We start from the raw sequence: 14,711 nt of genomic DNA, 5'->3' as shown, positions 1-14,711 counted from the left end.
GGAATGACACAGCGCTGGATTATCCGCGCGAGCTGTGCATTCACGAATTGTTTGAGCAACAGGCCGCAGCGGCTCCGGAGCAGATTGCACTGCGCTTTGGTGAGCAGACTCTGAGCTATGGTGAGCTCAATAGCAGAGCCAACCAATTGGCCCATTATCTGCGCGCGGAGCACAATATCGGACCGGATTCGTTAGTGGGCTTGTGTGTAGAGCGCTCGCTGGAAATGGTGATCGGGATTTGGGGTATTCTCAAAGCCGGTGGCGCTTATGTGCCGCTGGACCCCGAGTTGCCTCCGGCACGCCTGGCTTACCTGGTTGAAGATGCCAATGCGGCTGTGGTACTTAGCACAGCTGTGGTTGCCGAGCGAGTAAGTCTTGGGGAAGCAAGCGTTACGCGACTGGATGAGTTCGATTTTAGCGCTTATCCAGATACCAATATTGCAGTGAGTGACATTGGTCTGAATGCTCGCAATCTTGCCTACACCATTTACACGTCAGGTTCTACCGGGCTACCTAAAGGTGTGTTGGTTGAGCATCAGGCGCTGCATAACCGCATTGACTGGATGGACAACGAATACGGCTGTGGCCCGGACGACAGAATTTTGCAAAAGACGCCTTATAGCTTTGATGTATCTGTATGGGAATTCGTCTGGCCTATGCTCAAAGGGGCGGAGCTGGTGATTGCCAAACCGGGTGGTCACAAAGAGCCGGAATACCTTAGCGAGCTGATTGTGGCTGCGGGGATCACGAAACTACACTTTGTCCCCTCTATGCTGGGTGTGATGCTGGAGCATGGCGATCTGGCTCGTTGTACGTCCATTAATCAGGTGTTCTGTAGTGGCGAAGCGCTGCAGATCAGCCACGTTGAACAGTTCAGAGCGAGTTTACCTTCGGCACAACTGCATAACTTATATGGTCCGACCGAAGCGGCCATTGATGTGAGCTATTGGGATTGCAGCCAGCAACACGGCAGCAGCGTGCCAATCGGGAAACCAATCCAGAATATTCAGCTGGTGATCCTGGATGAGGCCCTTAACTTACTGCCACAAGGTGCTTGCGGTGAGTTGCATATTGGTGGTGAAGGTCTGGCGCGCGGCTATCATAATCGCCCTGAGCTGACAGCTGAGCGGTTTATTGATAATCCGTTTGAGGATACATTGCCAAGTTCGCGGCTCTATAAAACCGGCGATCTGGTGCGTTTTCGTGATGATGGCACCATAGAATATATGGGTCGAATGGACCATCAGGTAAAAATTCGCGGATTACGTATTGAGCTGGGTGAAATTGAATATCATATCGGTGAGCATCACGAAGTTGATTCTGCACTGGTGATGGCGTTGTCGGATACGCAGGGTAATCAGCGCCTGGTTGCTTACGTTAAACCGCTTGCAGAGCAGGCGCAAGCTGCGCAGCAGACGCTGATAGCGTCGATCGTTGAGACACTGGGTCAATCATTAGCTGAGTACATGATCCCGGCCAGTTTTGTGTTGATTGACGAATGGCCACAAACCCCTAACGGTAAAATTGACCGCAAGGCGCTGCCAGCGCCTGAGCAGGCGGATTTAAGCCGCGATTATGTTGCACCACAGAGCGATACCGAGCGCACGCTGGCTGCAATCTGGGCTGATGTCCTGAACCTGCCGGTAGAGCAAATTAGCCGTGATGCTAACTTTTTTACGCTGGGTGGCCACTCTTTATTGGTCATGCAGCTACTGTCTCGGGTTAAACAACTGGGCTATCAGTGCCAGGCACAGGCTTTGTTTAAGGCGGGTAGCCTGAGTGTGATGGCTGCGCATTTGGACGCACAACCGCAGGTTGAATTTGAATTCAGCGTGCCTCAAAACCTTATTCCCGAGCAGGCGAGCACCATTACCCCGGACATGTTGCCTTTGATTGAACTGACACAGGACAGCATAGACACTCTGATTGCGCAGGTGCCTGGTGGCGCTGCAAACGTGCAGGATATGTATCCACTTGCTCCGCTACAGGAAGGGGTGTTGTTTGTGCACACGCTGAATCAGCAGCACGACCCTTATGTCAGTACCATGGCGTTCGAACTGGCTGATGAGTCTCAACTGGCGCAACTCAAAACCGAGCTGAACTTTGTGATCCAGCGTCATGATGTGCTGCGTACTGCGATTTTCTGGCGTGGCCGTGCGCAGGCGGTGCAGGTTGTATTACGTGAGGCGCAGCTACCAGTGTCTGAGTTGCCGTTCGAGCGCGCACAGATAAAAGCGCAGTTTGAAGACTATGTAGCCAATGCTGCGCATGGCTTTGAGCTGGAATCTGCACCGCTGATCCAACTGATGGTGTCACCACAGGACGAGCAGGGCAGAATTTATGCATTGCTGAAGTTCCATCACCTGATCACCGATCATGTTTCTTTGGAAATTTTGCTGTCTGAGCTGAGTGAACAAAACAAGACTGAATTGCCTGCACCATTGCCTTATCGAGAGTTTATCGCCCGTTCAATGGCGCAAAGCACTAAGCTGGATACGGCGGCATTTTTCACTGAGCAGCTCGGTGACATTGATACGCCAACCTTGCCATTTGGTTTGTCTCAGGTGACCGGAGATGGCAGTGCGGTAGCGGAATACAGCACGACGCTTGATATGGCATTGTCGCAGCAAATCCGGGCGCTATCCCGACGCCTGCAATGCAGCCCGGCTGCATTATTCCATCTTGCCTGGGCGCAGGTATTGAGTGCCAGCACAGGCCGTGATGAGGTGGTTTTTGGTACTGTGATGTCCGGCCGATGAATGGTATGCCAGGCATAGAACATATGATGGGCATGTTGATTAATACCTTGCCACTGCGTGTTTCGCTGGGACAGCAAAGTGCTCAGGTTGCCTTGAGTGAGGTCAACGATGCACTGCAGGCACTATTGCCTTACGAGCAGGTGTCGCTGGCTGAAGCGCAAAGCCATAGTGCCATCAGCGGTAATACGCCACTGTTCAGTGCGATCCTCAATTATCGCCATACCGGACATGGTGCCGCTCAGGAACAGGCTGCGTCTCACCGTGATGAGGGCGCGCCGAGTCTGTTGAGTACTCGTGAGCGTACCAATTACCCGTTTGATCTGTCTGTTAACGATCTGGGCGAGCAAGCCAGCTTTACGCTGGACTTCCAGATTGAGCAAACCGTTGAGGCAACACGTATTGCTGACTGGATGGAAACGGCGCTACATGCGCTGGTGAGTGCATTGCAAGATAATAGCAATCAGCCTGTGTCGACGCTGGCGGTGTTACCACCTGCGGAGATAGCGCTACAAGACACGTGGCAGAGTGGGCGTGCTAACTATCCGCGTTTGTCCTGTATTCATGAGTTGTTTGAGTTACAGGCTGCGGCTACACCCAATGAAGTGGCTGTGCAGCTGAATGACCAGATGCTCAGTTATGGTGAGCTGAATGCGCGTGCAAACCAACTGGCGCAGTATCTGCGAGAAACGCATCAGATTGGCGCAGGTGCCTTAGTGGGCTTGTGCCTGGGCCGCTCTGTGGAGTTACTGGTCGCAACACTGGCGATTCTGAAAGCCGGTGGTGCTTATGTACCGCTGGATCCAACTTACCCTGAATCTCGTCTGGCATATATGCTTGAGGATACTCAGCTAACTGTGATCCTGACTGAGCAAGCGCAGCATGAAGTGCTCGCCTTCAGCTCGGTGGCGAAAGTGTCGGTAGATATCCCTGCTGCCCCATGGTCTTCACTGAGTGTTTTAGATCTGCCCAGGGCTGAAGGGCTAACGGCGCAGTCGATTGCTTATGTGATTTACACGTCAGGTTCTACGGGCACGCCCAAAGGCGTGATGACACCGCATCGGGCAGTCAATCGTCTGGTGTACGACCCTAACTTTATGACTCTGAACAACCAGACTGTGTTCCTGCAAAGCGCCAATATCGCCTTTGATGCAGCCACCCTGGAAATTTGGGGCCCACTGCTGAATGGCGGACGCTGTGTGTTGTACCCCGAGACTTATCTGTCTTTAGACGGGATCAACAAAGTGTTGCGTACGCAAGGGATAACAGCAATGTGGCTGACCTCAGGTTTGTTCACGGAATGGAGCAAGGTGTGTGGCGAATTAGAGTCAGACACTTTGGCATTACACACTGTGCTGGCCGGGGGCGATGTGCTTAATCCACAAGCCGTCACCGCTGTGCAAACAGAGTTGCCTGAGATTACCGTGATTAATGGTTATGGCCCCACAGAGAATACCACCTTTACCTGCTGCTATCCGGTGCCGGCTGATGATGGTATCAGTGCCGGTGTACCCATTGGTCGAGGTGTGCAGGGGGATCATATTTTGGTCCTGAGCCCGCAAGGACGTCAATTGCCTCAAGGTGTGGTGGGTGAGCTCTATGTGGGGGGAGATGGTCTGGCATTGGGATATCTGAATCAACCTCAGCTGAGTAAAGAGCGGTTTATTGCAAACCCCTATTTTTCAGAGCCTGGACAAGCGGCTGAGCTTTATAGAACCGGTGACTTGGTACGGTTTAAGCAGGATGGCTTAGTGGAATATGTAGGCCGTATTGACGATCAGATTAAGATCCGGGGTTTTCGAGTAGAGCTGGGCGAGATTGAGGCTGCACTGAATGCGGATGAGCGGGTTGCGCAGTCTCTGGTTATGGTGAATAAAGCACGTGGCCTGATCGTTGCGTATGTCGAGCCACACCCTCAACAACAAACCGATGACTTAACCGATCAGCTTATGGCTACTATGTCTGACAGTTTACCGCCTTATATGGTGCCTTCGGCCTGGCAAGTAATTACCTCCTGGCCACTGACCGCCAATGGCAAAATAGACAGAAAGGCATTGCCGGATGTTGCGTTAACCGCCATTGCTGAAGAGTATGTTGCACCGCAAACCGCACTGGAACAACAATTGGTTGATGTGGTGGCACGCTTGCTGGAGGTGGAGTCCGATACCATCAGTATGTCGGCGAATTTCTTTGACTTGGGCGGGCACTCGCTATTGATGATGCGACTACTCAGTGAGATTAAGGTGCACTGGCAAATTGAGTTGAGTGTGGCTGAGGTCTTTGAATGTCAGTACCTTGGCGAGGTCGCTGAACTGATCCATAGTGAGGTGACTTTACTTTCGGCCTTTGATGATAGCGATATTGATGAGGACGAAGAGGTGCTGGAGATCTGAGCCCTGTAAAGCAACCCGGGGGCTGCCCCTGGGTTGCTTTAGTTTTTACTTTTTTGTGAATTTATTGTATTTTAAGTTGCGGTTAATCTTCTGGCTATATTCAAACATATCAGCTTGTTTGAGCATCTTTGTCACGCACTTTTCATAAATTTAATTTACTTTTACTCTCAATCCCATAATTGTTTAATGGCTGATTAATATTGATTTTTATCTGTATTTTGAGGGGCTAAGCGTGTTTATGACAAGGCTGTCACTCTGCTTACAGAATTAAACAATTGTGCACATTTATCAACCTTGGAGAAAGTAATTAACATGTTAATATCTTCTCCATGAAAATGAGCAGACACAAATAAACAACACCGTTTGCTAGCGCTGTGGGTAATCAGCCTGGATGGTGTTTAAGACTTAACTCAGGCAAAGCATTGCCTGGCAGTATTATTCTTTATTGGATGGATTTACGGAGATGATTATGAACAACGTCAACAAAGGATTAGGGCTAGCAGTTTTGCTGGGTTTATCAGCAGCCCTGACTGGATGTGGTGAAGGTAGTGACGAGCTGGACGAGCAGCTGAGCCATGATGCGAAAATGTCTTTTGTTAACTCTCTGGACTATATGGCCGATTTTCACGCGAAAAGACGGTCTATCAGTTCGGGTTATAGCGGTTTATTTGACAGCGGCAGTGTGGTGTCAGCGGATGTACCTGCAAAAGAAGTGGGCAAGACATATAGCTACAGCTACAAAGCCATCAATAACATGATCAACCTGGGTGTTAAAGACAGTAACAGTGGTGAAAAGCAAGAGCGTATGAATACCACACTGAAAGATGGTGCCAGTTTGTGGGTGATTGCCTGGGAAGCAGACGGTGAACGCAGTTTGTCTGTGGTTGGCAAAAAACAGGAAAATAAAGCGGATGTTTTTAACGTGCGTTTGTTTGCCAATGGCAGCTATGACGTGATGGTTGGGGGCGAAAAAGTCACCACCACCGAAAAAGGTCAGGTGACCGCTTATTATGAAGTCAGCAGTTGTGCCGACGGGCTTGAGGTCGCTGGCAATAGCATTGATTTGTGTAACGGTGATTTTGGCCAGTCTTATCTGTTGGTGGTTGATGCCAATGGTAAGCGTGTCATGGCGTCAGAATAAATTAAAAACGCGCGGTGCGTTGAGCTACCGCGCGTTCATGATTTTCTTTTCAGATATTAAGTGAAACTGGTTTTAAGCCAGCTTGCCTTTAACGATTGGCTGAGAGGCCAGAATTTTTTGGTCAATACTGAATTTACCCGCACCATAGGCCGCCAGCGCCAGGAAACCACCCGCCATCGCAACATTTTTGAAGAACATAATAAACTGCATTTGATCTGCCAGGTCAAAGTGGAACAACAGCGCACTAACCAGACTAAACCCAGCGAATGCAATGGCTGTCAGGCGAGTAAGCAGGCCACCCAGTATCATCAGACCACCGATTAACTCAAAGGCAATGACCAGTGGCAGTAACTCGCCAGGCAGGCCGCTTGATGCCATATACTGTGCGTTACCTTCAAAGTACTGGATCTTGTTCATCGCTGCGAGAATAAAGATGGCTGACAAGCCAATGCGTGCAAGCAGTGCAGCAATATGAGACAGCGTTGTGTTTTGGTCGAATAGTTGAATTAATTTAGTCATTACCGTTTCCTCAAGTGCGTAATATTTAAGCCAGGGCTTGCGGGAAACGTGCTTCGTTGTTGTCCCCTCAGCCGATATGAAACAGTATAAATTCGTTTTTAGTTTTTAAAATTTCTAAAAATCGCACTAATCATTCTCTTAAATCGAATTTAAAGGTGGAACAGCGACTCCGAAAGTAAAAAGTCAATGACGGCCCGGGTACGTTGTGGCACCTGACGACGAGACGGGTAAACCAGTGAAAACACCAGCGGTTCGCTGTGCAACGATTCACAGAGTGTGACTAACTTGCCATCGCTGATCTCCTGTTGCACGGTAGAAGGCAGTAAGGTTGCTACGCCAAGCCCACTCACGACCATTTGCTGCAACAGGTAAGGTGAATTACAACTGTGATGTTGGAGGGGTTGGATCACCACCGGCTCCTCATTATCAAACAGCATTTGTGCGCCCTGCTCGGCGGTTTGTTTGAGCATCAGCCAGGGCATGGCCTCCAGCTCAGCTACTGTGTTGGGCATGCCATACTGTGCCAGCAATGTGGGGCTGGCAAACAGGGCAAAGCGCTCCTGATGAAGAATGCGTGCAACCAAAGATTCATCACGAATAAAGCCAATCCGAATAGCCAGGTCAATTTGCTGTTCAATCAGGTCGAGCGGGTTATCATCGACAATCAAATCCAGGCTAATCTTCGGATAGCGCTGTGCCAGTTTGTCGAGCTTGGGCAGAATAAACTTATGCGCAATGTCGTGATTCATGGTCAGTGTAACTCGGCCACTGGGCTCAGTATCCGTCAGATCCGCTTCTATATTTTGTAATATGCCGTCTAACTGACGGGCATGTTGCAGTATTTTTTCTCCTTCCTGGGTCAGTTTTAACTGACGTGTACTGCGTTGCAACAAGCGTACATTCAATTGCGATTCCAACTGAGACACTTGTTCACTTACTCGTGAGCGACTGGAGTGTAAACGCCGTGCGGCGGCTGCAAAACTGCCGCTGTCAATCACCGTTGCAAAGATAGCCAGTAATTTTAGCGAGCCATGATTGATTGTAATCATTTTCAGAACACTTCATTTTGTAATGACCATCTTATGATAACAGCCATTTTGCCAGACAATAAGCCCATCAACATGAAACACAAACAGTGGAGAGATAATATGATTGCAGTAACAGGTGCAAATGGTCAGTTGGGTCGGCTGGTGATCGCGGCTTTACTAAAGCGTGTTCCGGCGTCGCAGATAGTGGCACTGGTACGCGACCCGGGGCAAGCCGAAGCGTTAAGCCGTCTTGGAGTAACACTCAGAACAGCAGATTACGATCAGCCACAAACCTTGACTAATGCTTTGAAGGGTGTGAGTAAGTTATTACTTATCTCGGGTAATATGATTGGCAAGCGGGTACGTCAGCACAGCGCGGTTATTCACGCAGCGAAACAAGCAGGTGTAGCGCTGCTGGCTTATACGAGTATTTTGCATGCCGATAAGTCACCCATGCAACTCAGTGATGAGCATCGGGATACTGAGCAGTTGATTAAGGCGTCGGATGTGCCTTATGTGTTGTTGCGCAACGGCTGGTATAACGAAAACTACAGCGCAGGGATTGCTGGCAGTATTGCAGCGGGCGCCATTGTCGGTGCAATGCATGAAGGGCGAATTGCCAGTGCTGCGAGGGGGGATTATGCCGAGGCAGCAGCGGTGGTACTGACCGAGCCGGACCATGCTGGCAAAACCTATGAGCTGGCGGGCGATCAGAGCTTTAATTTACAGGCACTGGCTGATTTGGCCACTGAGCTCAGTGGCAAAACCGTACTGACAAACTATGTGTCTGAACAACATTATGCAGATTTTCTGACTCAGCTGGGATTACCGGCCGGATTTGCGGTGTTGCTGGCTGATGCTGAAGCTCAGGCGAATGCGGGCTGGCTGTATGAGAATAGCGGCACACTGGGTCGCCTGATAGGTCGGCCAACTACGACCATGCTTGAGAGCCTGACCTATCAGCTGAACGCCTAACGGTAAATCAGGGCGTTTCTTCGAGCAGGCTCAGTGCCATGCTGGCTACTTTCACGCAGTTTCGTCCGGCATGTTTGGCATCGTACAGGGCTTTGTCTGCCTGATTTTGGGTGGTTTCGAAGCCCGGCAGGCTGATCTCGCGGCTACAGGCAATACCTATGCTGATGGTCAAAGGAGTATCACCTAACCCCAGTTGCAGACTTTGTTGTGCAAAGGCATTTTGTAGTTTGTTTGCACAGGTTGCCGCCATGTCGGGTTGCATATCAAACAGGACCAGGCAAAATTCTTCGCCGCCCCAGCGTGCCAGCAGATCGGCACTGCGAAAGTGTGTTTTGAGCACATCGGCAATGCAGACAATAGCGCGGTCACCGCTTTGGTGGCCGTACAGATCGTTCACGCGCTTAAAATGGTCGAGATCTATCATCATGACGGTGAGTGAGTCACACTTTCTTTTGCTCAGCGGTAGCAGCTCGTTGAGTTGTCTGGCTAGCCCGCGGCGATTGAGCAGTCCGGTCAGCAGGTCGTGATTGGCAGCAAATTCCAACGCCTTTACAAAGCGCCCTGCACTGAGTAGCAATAAAATCGGCGCACCGGCCAGGATCCCCAGCAAAGCCGCAACCCAGGTATAGCCAGCTACCCAGTTGAAGGCTTCTCCGATTTGTGGCAGGTTTCCCAGCGCACCTTGCAGGGTATACATAATCGAGAAAAAGACCTCCAGACACACGATCCCGATAGCGATCCTGGCGGCCAGAAATTCGTTTCTATCCTGACGTGCGTGCTTGTAAAGCACCCAGGCATAATGGCAACGTACTGCTATCAGCCAAATGCCAATAAGTGTGATGCGTAGTTCTCGCTCAGGAAAGACGGTGGCTGTTAGCCAGGAGATCAGCAATACAGGTAGGATCAGCCAGGCTATTTTTTGTTTTGACGGGGTTCGTTCGACAAATTGCCAGGTGCCGATCAGCCAGGCTGAGTGCCCCAGTATAAGGAAGGTATTAAAGGTTAAAACGCGCCATTGAACATCCAGGCTTTGCATGCTCAACTGTGATAAATAGGCAAAGGAAAGTAGCAGCATAGCCAGGGACCAAACTCGGGTGCCGGTGATGGTCTGGGTCATTTTCGAGATCACAAACAGCAAAGTCGCACCAGTAAGAGACGCAATCCACAACGACAGCATCAGTGTAAGATCATGAACCTGCATTAAATCGACCTATGTGTACTCCGGTTGCTGCCTGCACTCTGGTACGTGTGTTCAGGCGTATTATGAGACTTTCCTAAGCTTCAAGCATAGCACCAGCAGGCTCAGATGCGCACCATCTGTGTGAAATTTAGCCCTTTCATTAAAGAATCCAGCGCATCGGCAGTTTGGCGAATGTAAACAAAGGTAAATAGTGTTTCCTTTTTAACATATTGATATTAGTTTAATTATGTACTCGGGCGGTGCTGGCGGCCTGTACTGTTATTAATCTCACTTGATAAATACTGGCAGAGCAATTAATGTTCCCATTAGTACTTCATTTGTTAATTTATTGATATGTTGAAAGTGTTCACTTACATATTAATGGGCGTCGTTGGGTTGGTGTCATGTGTTATGTTGCTGTTTTATGGCAATGAGCAGACTCTCCCAGACGGTCTGGGCACGTCGGGCAAGCAGGTAAGCGCGCCACTGAACGTGACCGAACTACAACTGGCCATTACGCATGAGCCAGCAGTGATGACGGCTGCCCAGCATAACAGTGGCGTGAGATTGCCACAGCATGAATTACAAAGTACCTACTACACCATCAACAAAGAGTCACAGCACGCCAGAGCATTCTTCAAGTCGGGCACCACAGTTCCCTATGAATTGTATGACGAAGCGTATGTGGAGCTGGACGTAAAAAGCATCCGCACCCTGGAGATGGGTGACAGCTTTGAGTTTTTAATTCCGCAGACCCAGGAAAAGATCTGCTCTGAAATCATAGATATCACCGAAACAGGGCAGGAAAAACGACTCACAGGTCAGGTCGGCAAACAACCTGATGAACGGTCTTATGTATATCTGACCCTGACAGATGATGTGATCTATGGTCAGATCCAGCTATCCAGTGGCAATTATATCTTTGAATCTTATGGACAATATGCCTGGGTAGCTGCCAAGCGCAATATCCACTCGACCCCGTTAAAAAGCTTGTCTGCGCACAGCCAGGCGCCCACAAAACCCCAACCAGACAGCACCGCAGAGCCAGCAAAACCCAAAGTCGTCTTTACCCGGTGACGATAGGATGATGCTTTTCTGTTAAAATGTTTGCGCGTGTGAAAAGTTTGCGTTAATAAAAATGTAATCTAGAGTATATATTCTTGCCTCGAATTAAACGACGGGAGTATGTATGAAGTTATCAAGGTTGACTCATATCACAGCTAAAGCGGTTGCTATTGCAGCCGTTGCATGTACTTTTGGCGCACAAGCACTGCCAAAATGTCCAGAGCCAAGCTGGATTGAGCAAAATTATGCTAAACCTAATGTGCCCAGTGCGGGCTATCGCAACGGTCTTAATCGTTTTATTACCTGGTTGCCGAGTTTTCATATGATCCACGATGAAGTGGTGGCTGAAGGTAACAGTGTTACTGTAACTGCAAAATTTGATTACGGCGCGATTGCACACAAAGATCTCGAGTTTGAAACGGTACGCTTTTACTTGCGTGCTCAGCAGGACAGTGACTGGCGCTATCTGGGTGAGGCCGTGACCAACAGCGATGGCAAAGCCAGTGTCACATTGCCAGCAATGAATGCCGGACAGTACCGCATTTATGCTGCGGTGCCTGCGGATGGAAGCGGTACCGAAGGATTTGTGACAGTCATTCAGCTAAATACGCAGGCGGTCTTGTTCGATATTGATGGTACTCTGACCGAATCCGATGCTGAGCAAATTGGCGATTATACCGGTATTGACCGCGCCGATGAAAAAGAAGGCGCTTATAGCCTGGTGCGTCGATACCTGGACCTGGGTTATCAGCCTGTTTACCTGACTGCCCGTGTTTACTGGTACGCCAAAGGTACCCGGGATTGGTTAAACTGGATGGGTCTGCCGCGTGGTTTTTTACGTACTTCTTTAAGCAATGAAACCAGCTTGTTCAGAACGGCTGAATATAAGATTGAGCAGATCCAGCAGTTACAATCGCAGGGCCTGAATATAGTACGTGCGTATGGTAATGCAAAAACAGACGCCGAAGCCTTTATTCGCGCAGGGCTGGGCGCACAAAACAGCTTTACAATAGGTCCGGACGCCGGTCATTACGGCACCACTGCTATTACTAATAATAGCTACAATGTACATATTACCGATGAGGTTGATACCTTTCCTGCAGCGCAGTGTGAGTAATATTTAAACCAGGGCCATCATCTTAGCTGGCCCATATTCTGCTCAATCAGAGTAATTTAATTCCCATTTTGCCTATTTATCAATCGCTCAATGCGTATATCCTGCACATTTTAGAACAAATATTTATAATGCGCGCAGCTATATTCGGGCCATAACAGGTCCGGTAGTCAGTATTTTTTGAGATAGATAAAAAAAGGAAAACGATGAAGCAGTTATCTCTTGTGGCTGGATTAGCCACGCTTTTGGCTGGTGCGCCTGCGGTGGCTCACACGATTAACTTTGATAAAGTGGAAGTGGGTTATAAGCGCTTTAGTGTAAACGATAGTGATATGGCCAATGATACGCTTACCGGTGTAAATCTGGCAGCAAGTAAGCGCTTTGAAAACTACTATGTTGAAGGGCGCTACTATAGTGTAAGTGATTCATTTGGCAATAGTTATCAATATGATGAACGCCACTCTTTTAATGCTAACTATGAGCTGGATATTGACCAGTTTACACTTGGCGCGGGTTACATTCACGAATTGGATGAAACCTCTTTGTTTGATGTGAGTTTTCATATTGGCAAAGTGGATCTGAAAGCTAAGCTTGACGTCACGGAAACATATCAGACAAGAGTATTCCAAAGCAGCTCCTCTGCCTCCGATGATGAAAATATCTATCGTCTACGTGGTCAATATCAGACGCGAGTGCTGGAAAATATTGAATTAAAAGCAGGACTTGGCTACGAGAAAACCAGCGGTGAAGATGGCGATAGCAACCCGCTTTTCTTTGTGGGTGCGGGCTATCACTTTAATACCATGTTCTCGGTAAATGCAGAATATCGCAACGTTGACGACTACAACACGTTAGACGTCAATTTTAGATACAGCTTCTAATTGCATACTCGAGTATAACTAAAAGGCCAGCCATGTGACTGGCCTTTTTTGATCCTAAACAATGAGGGAGTTGTGCATTGTTTTGTTTGCACCCCTTTCCTTATTCCACTAATATTGGAGGAAATCCGGAAACTTTTTGGAGTAAATATGGCAGACAGTAAAAAAACTGAAGTACGCTTTTCCGTCGATGCAGATTATCTGGCGCAGCTACAACAACGCTTAGGATTAAAAAAATCCAGCGATTTGACCAAAGTTGCACTCACTCTGCTGGACTGGGCTTCTGACGAAGTGGTGCATGACAGGGCCATTTTATCGGCAGACAAACAAGGCAAAGATGTACATCGGCTCGTCATGCCTGAACTCAATAACATCAACAAATCAAAGCCGAGCGCACAACACTAGGTACACAGGATGACAGGTAACGCACAGGACAGCGACCAAAACCACACACAATCACCATGGCAAAACCTGGACTTAAGCTCCGCCCAGGACTCGTCGCCTATGGAAGCCCCGGTCTCCGATCCGGAGCCACTGACTGGTAAAGAAAAAGCCGGTGTGAACCTTACCTGGGGGATCATTGCGGTATTAATTGGCTTCCTGCTCATTATTCTCAGCATTTTTGTGTGGGGCGAAATCCGCTTTTTTAACGCCATCACCACCAACCCAAACAACACACTTAGCGCCGAACAAATGCAGGCCAAACTTGAGCTACTTGCAAACCAGCGCGCCACCTTCCGCGCATTCTGGTTCGACACGCTCCAGCTGATCATACTCAATGTGCTCTTTCCAACCCTCACCGCACTACTGGGCTATGTGTTTGGCACCAGCAGGAATAATGGGGCTTAGCCAAAAAGGGAGTGTGAAGAGTTTACCTCGGTGTGTTTTGCCGTTGTTGAGGCCGAATGGATGCGCTTGCTTACCTTTCATTAGAGTACATTTTTAGCAGCGATACCACCTGGCTTAATCTTGTTCTCCTTATTAACGATTCTGGCAGCAGGTATTTTTTCCTGCGTGTTGTGTTGCTACATTAAGTCCATGCTCTTTAACAAAGTGATTTAACAGTGAATCAATATACGCCAATATCTCACCTGATTTTGTACCTAATATTTTTGGTAACTTTTGCACTCTCACTTTTCTTTATTAAAAACAAATATATAATTTTAGAGTGTTCCCCGCAGACGCGGGGCTAAACCGAAAATACATATGAAATGGCAATTTATTTTACTGTGTTCCCCGCAGACGCGGGGCTAAACCGGTCTGTGGCTTTGGTAGTGAGCGTCAGGTTGAGTGTTCCCCGCAGACGCGGGGCTAAACCGTTACTACTTCGCCGCAATCTGGCATTGCTGGCGTGTTCCCCGCAGACGCGGGGCTAAACCGCTAGATATGAGTGGGGATGGCTTCTTGTTTGTGTGTTCCCCGCAGACGCGGGGCTAAACCGTGCCTATTGCTTCAGTGCCAATCGATCCGCACGTGTTCCCCGCAGACGCGGGGCTAAACCGCATGGCAACGGCCTCTAAGCGTTATGGCGAATGTGTTCCCCGCAGACGCGGGGCTAAACCGTCATGGGCACCTTCGAATACTGCCCAGTAGAGGTGTTCCCCGCAGACGCGGGGCTAAACCGCGTCCGGTTTCGTATCAAGGTCGAGGCCGCCGGTGTTC

General features: G+C 49.1%; 12 protein-coding genes and 1 CRISPR repeat array. Of the genes, 9 read left to right on the top strand and 3 right to left on the bottom strand.

Features of this window, described 5'->3' with window-relative positions; all coding sequences use genetic code 11:
* From IY568_RS25190 to IY568_RS23985, 3 genes are all read left to right on the top strand, one after another.
* The coding region (locus IY568_RS25190; RefSeq protein WP_194868920.1) for a non-ribosomal peptide synthetase at window positions 1-2,759 on the top strand (2,759 nt) is incomplete at its 5' end.
* Window positions 2,760-2,764: 5 nt separating this feature from the next.
* The gene (locus tag IY568_RS25185) at window positions 2,765-5,149 is read left to right on the top strand and encodes a non-ribosomal peptide synthetase (RefSeq protein ID WP_194868919.1); all 2,385 of its coding nucleotides are present in this window, start codon (window positions 2,765-2,767) and stop codon (window positions 5,147-5,149) included.
* A 469-nt stretch (window positions 5,150-5,618) separates the two neighbouring features.
* A complete protein-coding gene (locus tag IY568_RS23985; protein ID WP_194868918.1) occupies window positions 5,619-6,290 on the top strand; it encodes a hypothetical protein in 672 nt (223 codons plus the stop codon).
* A gap of 72 nt (window positions 6,291-6,362) precedes the next feature.
* On the opposite strand, the gene IY568_RS23980 is transcribed toward IY568_RS23985, so the two are convergent.
* Window positions 6,363-6,809 (bottom strand): DoxX family protein, encoded by a 447-nt coding sequence (locus IY568_RS23980; RefSeq protein WP_194868917.1) that lies wholly within the window; start codon window positions 6,807-6,809, stop codon window positions 6,363-6,365.
* 149 nt (window positions 6,810-6,958) lie between these two features.
* A complete protein-coding gene (locus IY568_RS23975) occupies window positions 6,959-7,858 on the bottom strand; it encodes a LysR family transcriptional regulator (protein WP_194868916.1) in 900 nt (299 codons plus the stop codon).
* 33 nt (window positions 7,859-7,891) lie between these two features.
* On the opposite strand from IY568_RS23975, the gene IY568_RS23970 reads away from it, so the two are divergent.
* A complete protein-coding gene (locus tag IY568_RS23970) occupies window positions 7,892-8,812 on the top strand; it encodes an SDR family oxidoreductase (RefSeq protein ID WP_228553555.1) in 921 nt (306 codons plus the stop codon).
* A gap of 7 nt (window positions 8,813-8,819) precedes the next feature.
* Here the strand turns inward: IY568_RS23970 and IY568_RS23965 are convergent, their stop codons facing one another.
* A complete protein-coding gene (locus IY568_RS23965) occupies window positions 8,820-10,013 on the bottom strand; it encodes a GGDEF domain-containing protein (protein ID WP_125564678.1) in 1,194 nt (397 codons plus the stop codon).
* A 390-nt stretch (window positions 10,014-10,403) separates the two neighbouring features.
* Between IY568_RS23965 and IY568_RS23960 the strand changes: the two genes are divergently transcribed.
* The 5 genes from IY568_RS23960 (at window position 10,404) to IY568_RS23940 (ending at window position 13,898) form a co-directional block, all read left to right on the top strand.
* The gene (locus tag IY568_RS23960; RefSeq protein WP_194868915.1) at window positions 10,404-11,069 is read left to right on the top strand and encodes a hypothetical protein; all 666 of its coding nucleotides are present in this window, start codon (window positions 10,404-10,406) and stop codon (window positions 11,067-11,069) included.
* 112 nt (window positions 11,070-11,181) lie between these two features.
* Window positions 11,182-12,174 (top strand): phosphatidylinositol transfer protein, encoded by a 993-nt coding sequence (locus IY568_RS23955; protein ID WP_194868914.1) that lies wholly within the window; start codon window positions 11,182-11,184, stop codon window positions 12,172-12,174.
* Between the two features lie 203 nt (window positions 12,175-12,377).
* The gene (locus IY568_RS23950) at window positions 12,378-13,052 is read left to right on the top strand and encodes a hypothetical protein (protein WP_194868913.1); all 675 of its coding nucleotides are present in this window, start codon (window positions 12,378-12,380) and stop codon (window positions 13,050-13,052) included.
* A gap of 147 nt (window positions 13,053-13,199) precedes the next feature.
* Window positions 13,200-13,454 carry a hypothetical protein gene (locus IY568_RS23945; protein ID WP_010379919.1) on the top strand — a complete coding sequence of 85 codons (255 nt, stop codon included), beginning with the start codon at window positions 13,200-13,202 and terminating at the stop codon, window positions 13,452-13,454.
* Between the two features lie 9 nt (window positions 13,455-13,463).
* Window positions 13,464-13,898, top strand: coding sequence for a hypothetical protein (locus IY568_RS23940; protein ID WP_125564685.1), 435 nt, complete (start codon window positions 13,464-13,466; stop codon window positions 13,896-13,898).
* Between the two features lie 319 nt (window positions 13,899-14,217).
* Window positions 14,218-14,673: a CRISPR direct-repeat array (repeat unit 29 nt; unit sequence GTGTTCCCCGCAGACGCGGGGCTAAACCG).
* Window positions 14,674-14,711 lie beyond the last annotated feature (38 nt).

Origin of the sequence: Pseudoalteromonas sp. PPB1, assembly GCF_015356275.1 — a bacterium.
GTDB classification, from domain to species: Bacteria; Pseudomonadota; Gammaproteobacteria; order Enterobacterales; family Alteromonadaceae; genus Pseudoalteromonas; species Pseudoalteromonas rubra_D.
Note: the sequence above shows the minus strand (reverse complement) of the source record. Positions and strands in the feature narration are given on the sequence as shown.

What these genes read in the sequence shown, in the direction of transcription:
- IY568_RS25185 (WP_194868919.1), top strand. Translation starts at nt 2,765, where the DNA reads ATGCCAGGCATAGAACATATGATGGGCATGTTGATTAATACCTTGCCA.
- IY568_RS23985 (WP_194868918.1), top strand. Translation starts at nt 5,619, where the DNA reads ATGAACAACGTCAACAAAGGATTAGGGCTAGCAGTTTTGCTGGGTTTA.
- IY568_RS23980 (WP_194868917.1), bottom strand. Translation starts at nt 6,809, where the DNA reads ATGACTAAATTAATTCAACTATTCGACCAAAACACAACGCTGTCTCAT.
- IY568_RS23975 (WP_194868916.1), bottom strand. Translation starts at nt 7,858, where the DNA reads ATGATTACAATCAATCATGGCTCGCTAAAATTACTGGCTATCTTTGCA.
- IY568_RS23970 (WP_228553555.1), top strand. Translation starts at nt 7,892, where the DNA reads ATGATAACAGCCATTTTGCCAGACAATAAGCCCATCAACATGAAACAC.
- IY568_RS23965 (WP_125564678.1), bottom strand. Translation starts at nt 10,013, where the DNA reads ATGCAGGTTCATGATCTTACACTGATGCTGTCGTTGTGGATTGCGTCT.
- IY568_RS23960 (WP_194868915.1), top strand. Translation starts at nt 10,404, where the DNA reads ATGTTGCTGTTTTATGGCAATGAGCAGACTCTCCCAGACGGTCTGGGC.
- IY568_RS23955 (WP_194868914.1), top strand. Translation starts at nt 11,182, where the DNA reads ATGAAGTTATCAAGGTTGACTCATATCACAGCTAAAGCGGTTGCTATT.
- IY568_RS23950 (WP_194868913.1), top strand. Translation starts at nt 12,378, where the DNA reads ATGAAGCAGTTATCTCTTGTGGCTGGATTAGCCACGCTTTTGGCTGGT.
- IY568_RS23945 (WP_010379919.1), top strand. Translation starts at nt 13,200, where the DNA reads ATGGCAGACAGTAAAAAAACTGAAGTACGCTTTTCCGTCGATGCAGAT.
- IY568_RS23940 (WP_125564685.1), top strand. Translation starts at nt 13,464, where the DNA reads ATGACAGGTAACGCACAGGACAGCGACCAAAACCACACACAATCACCA.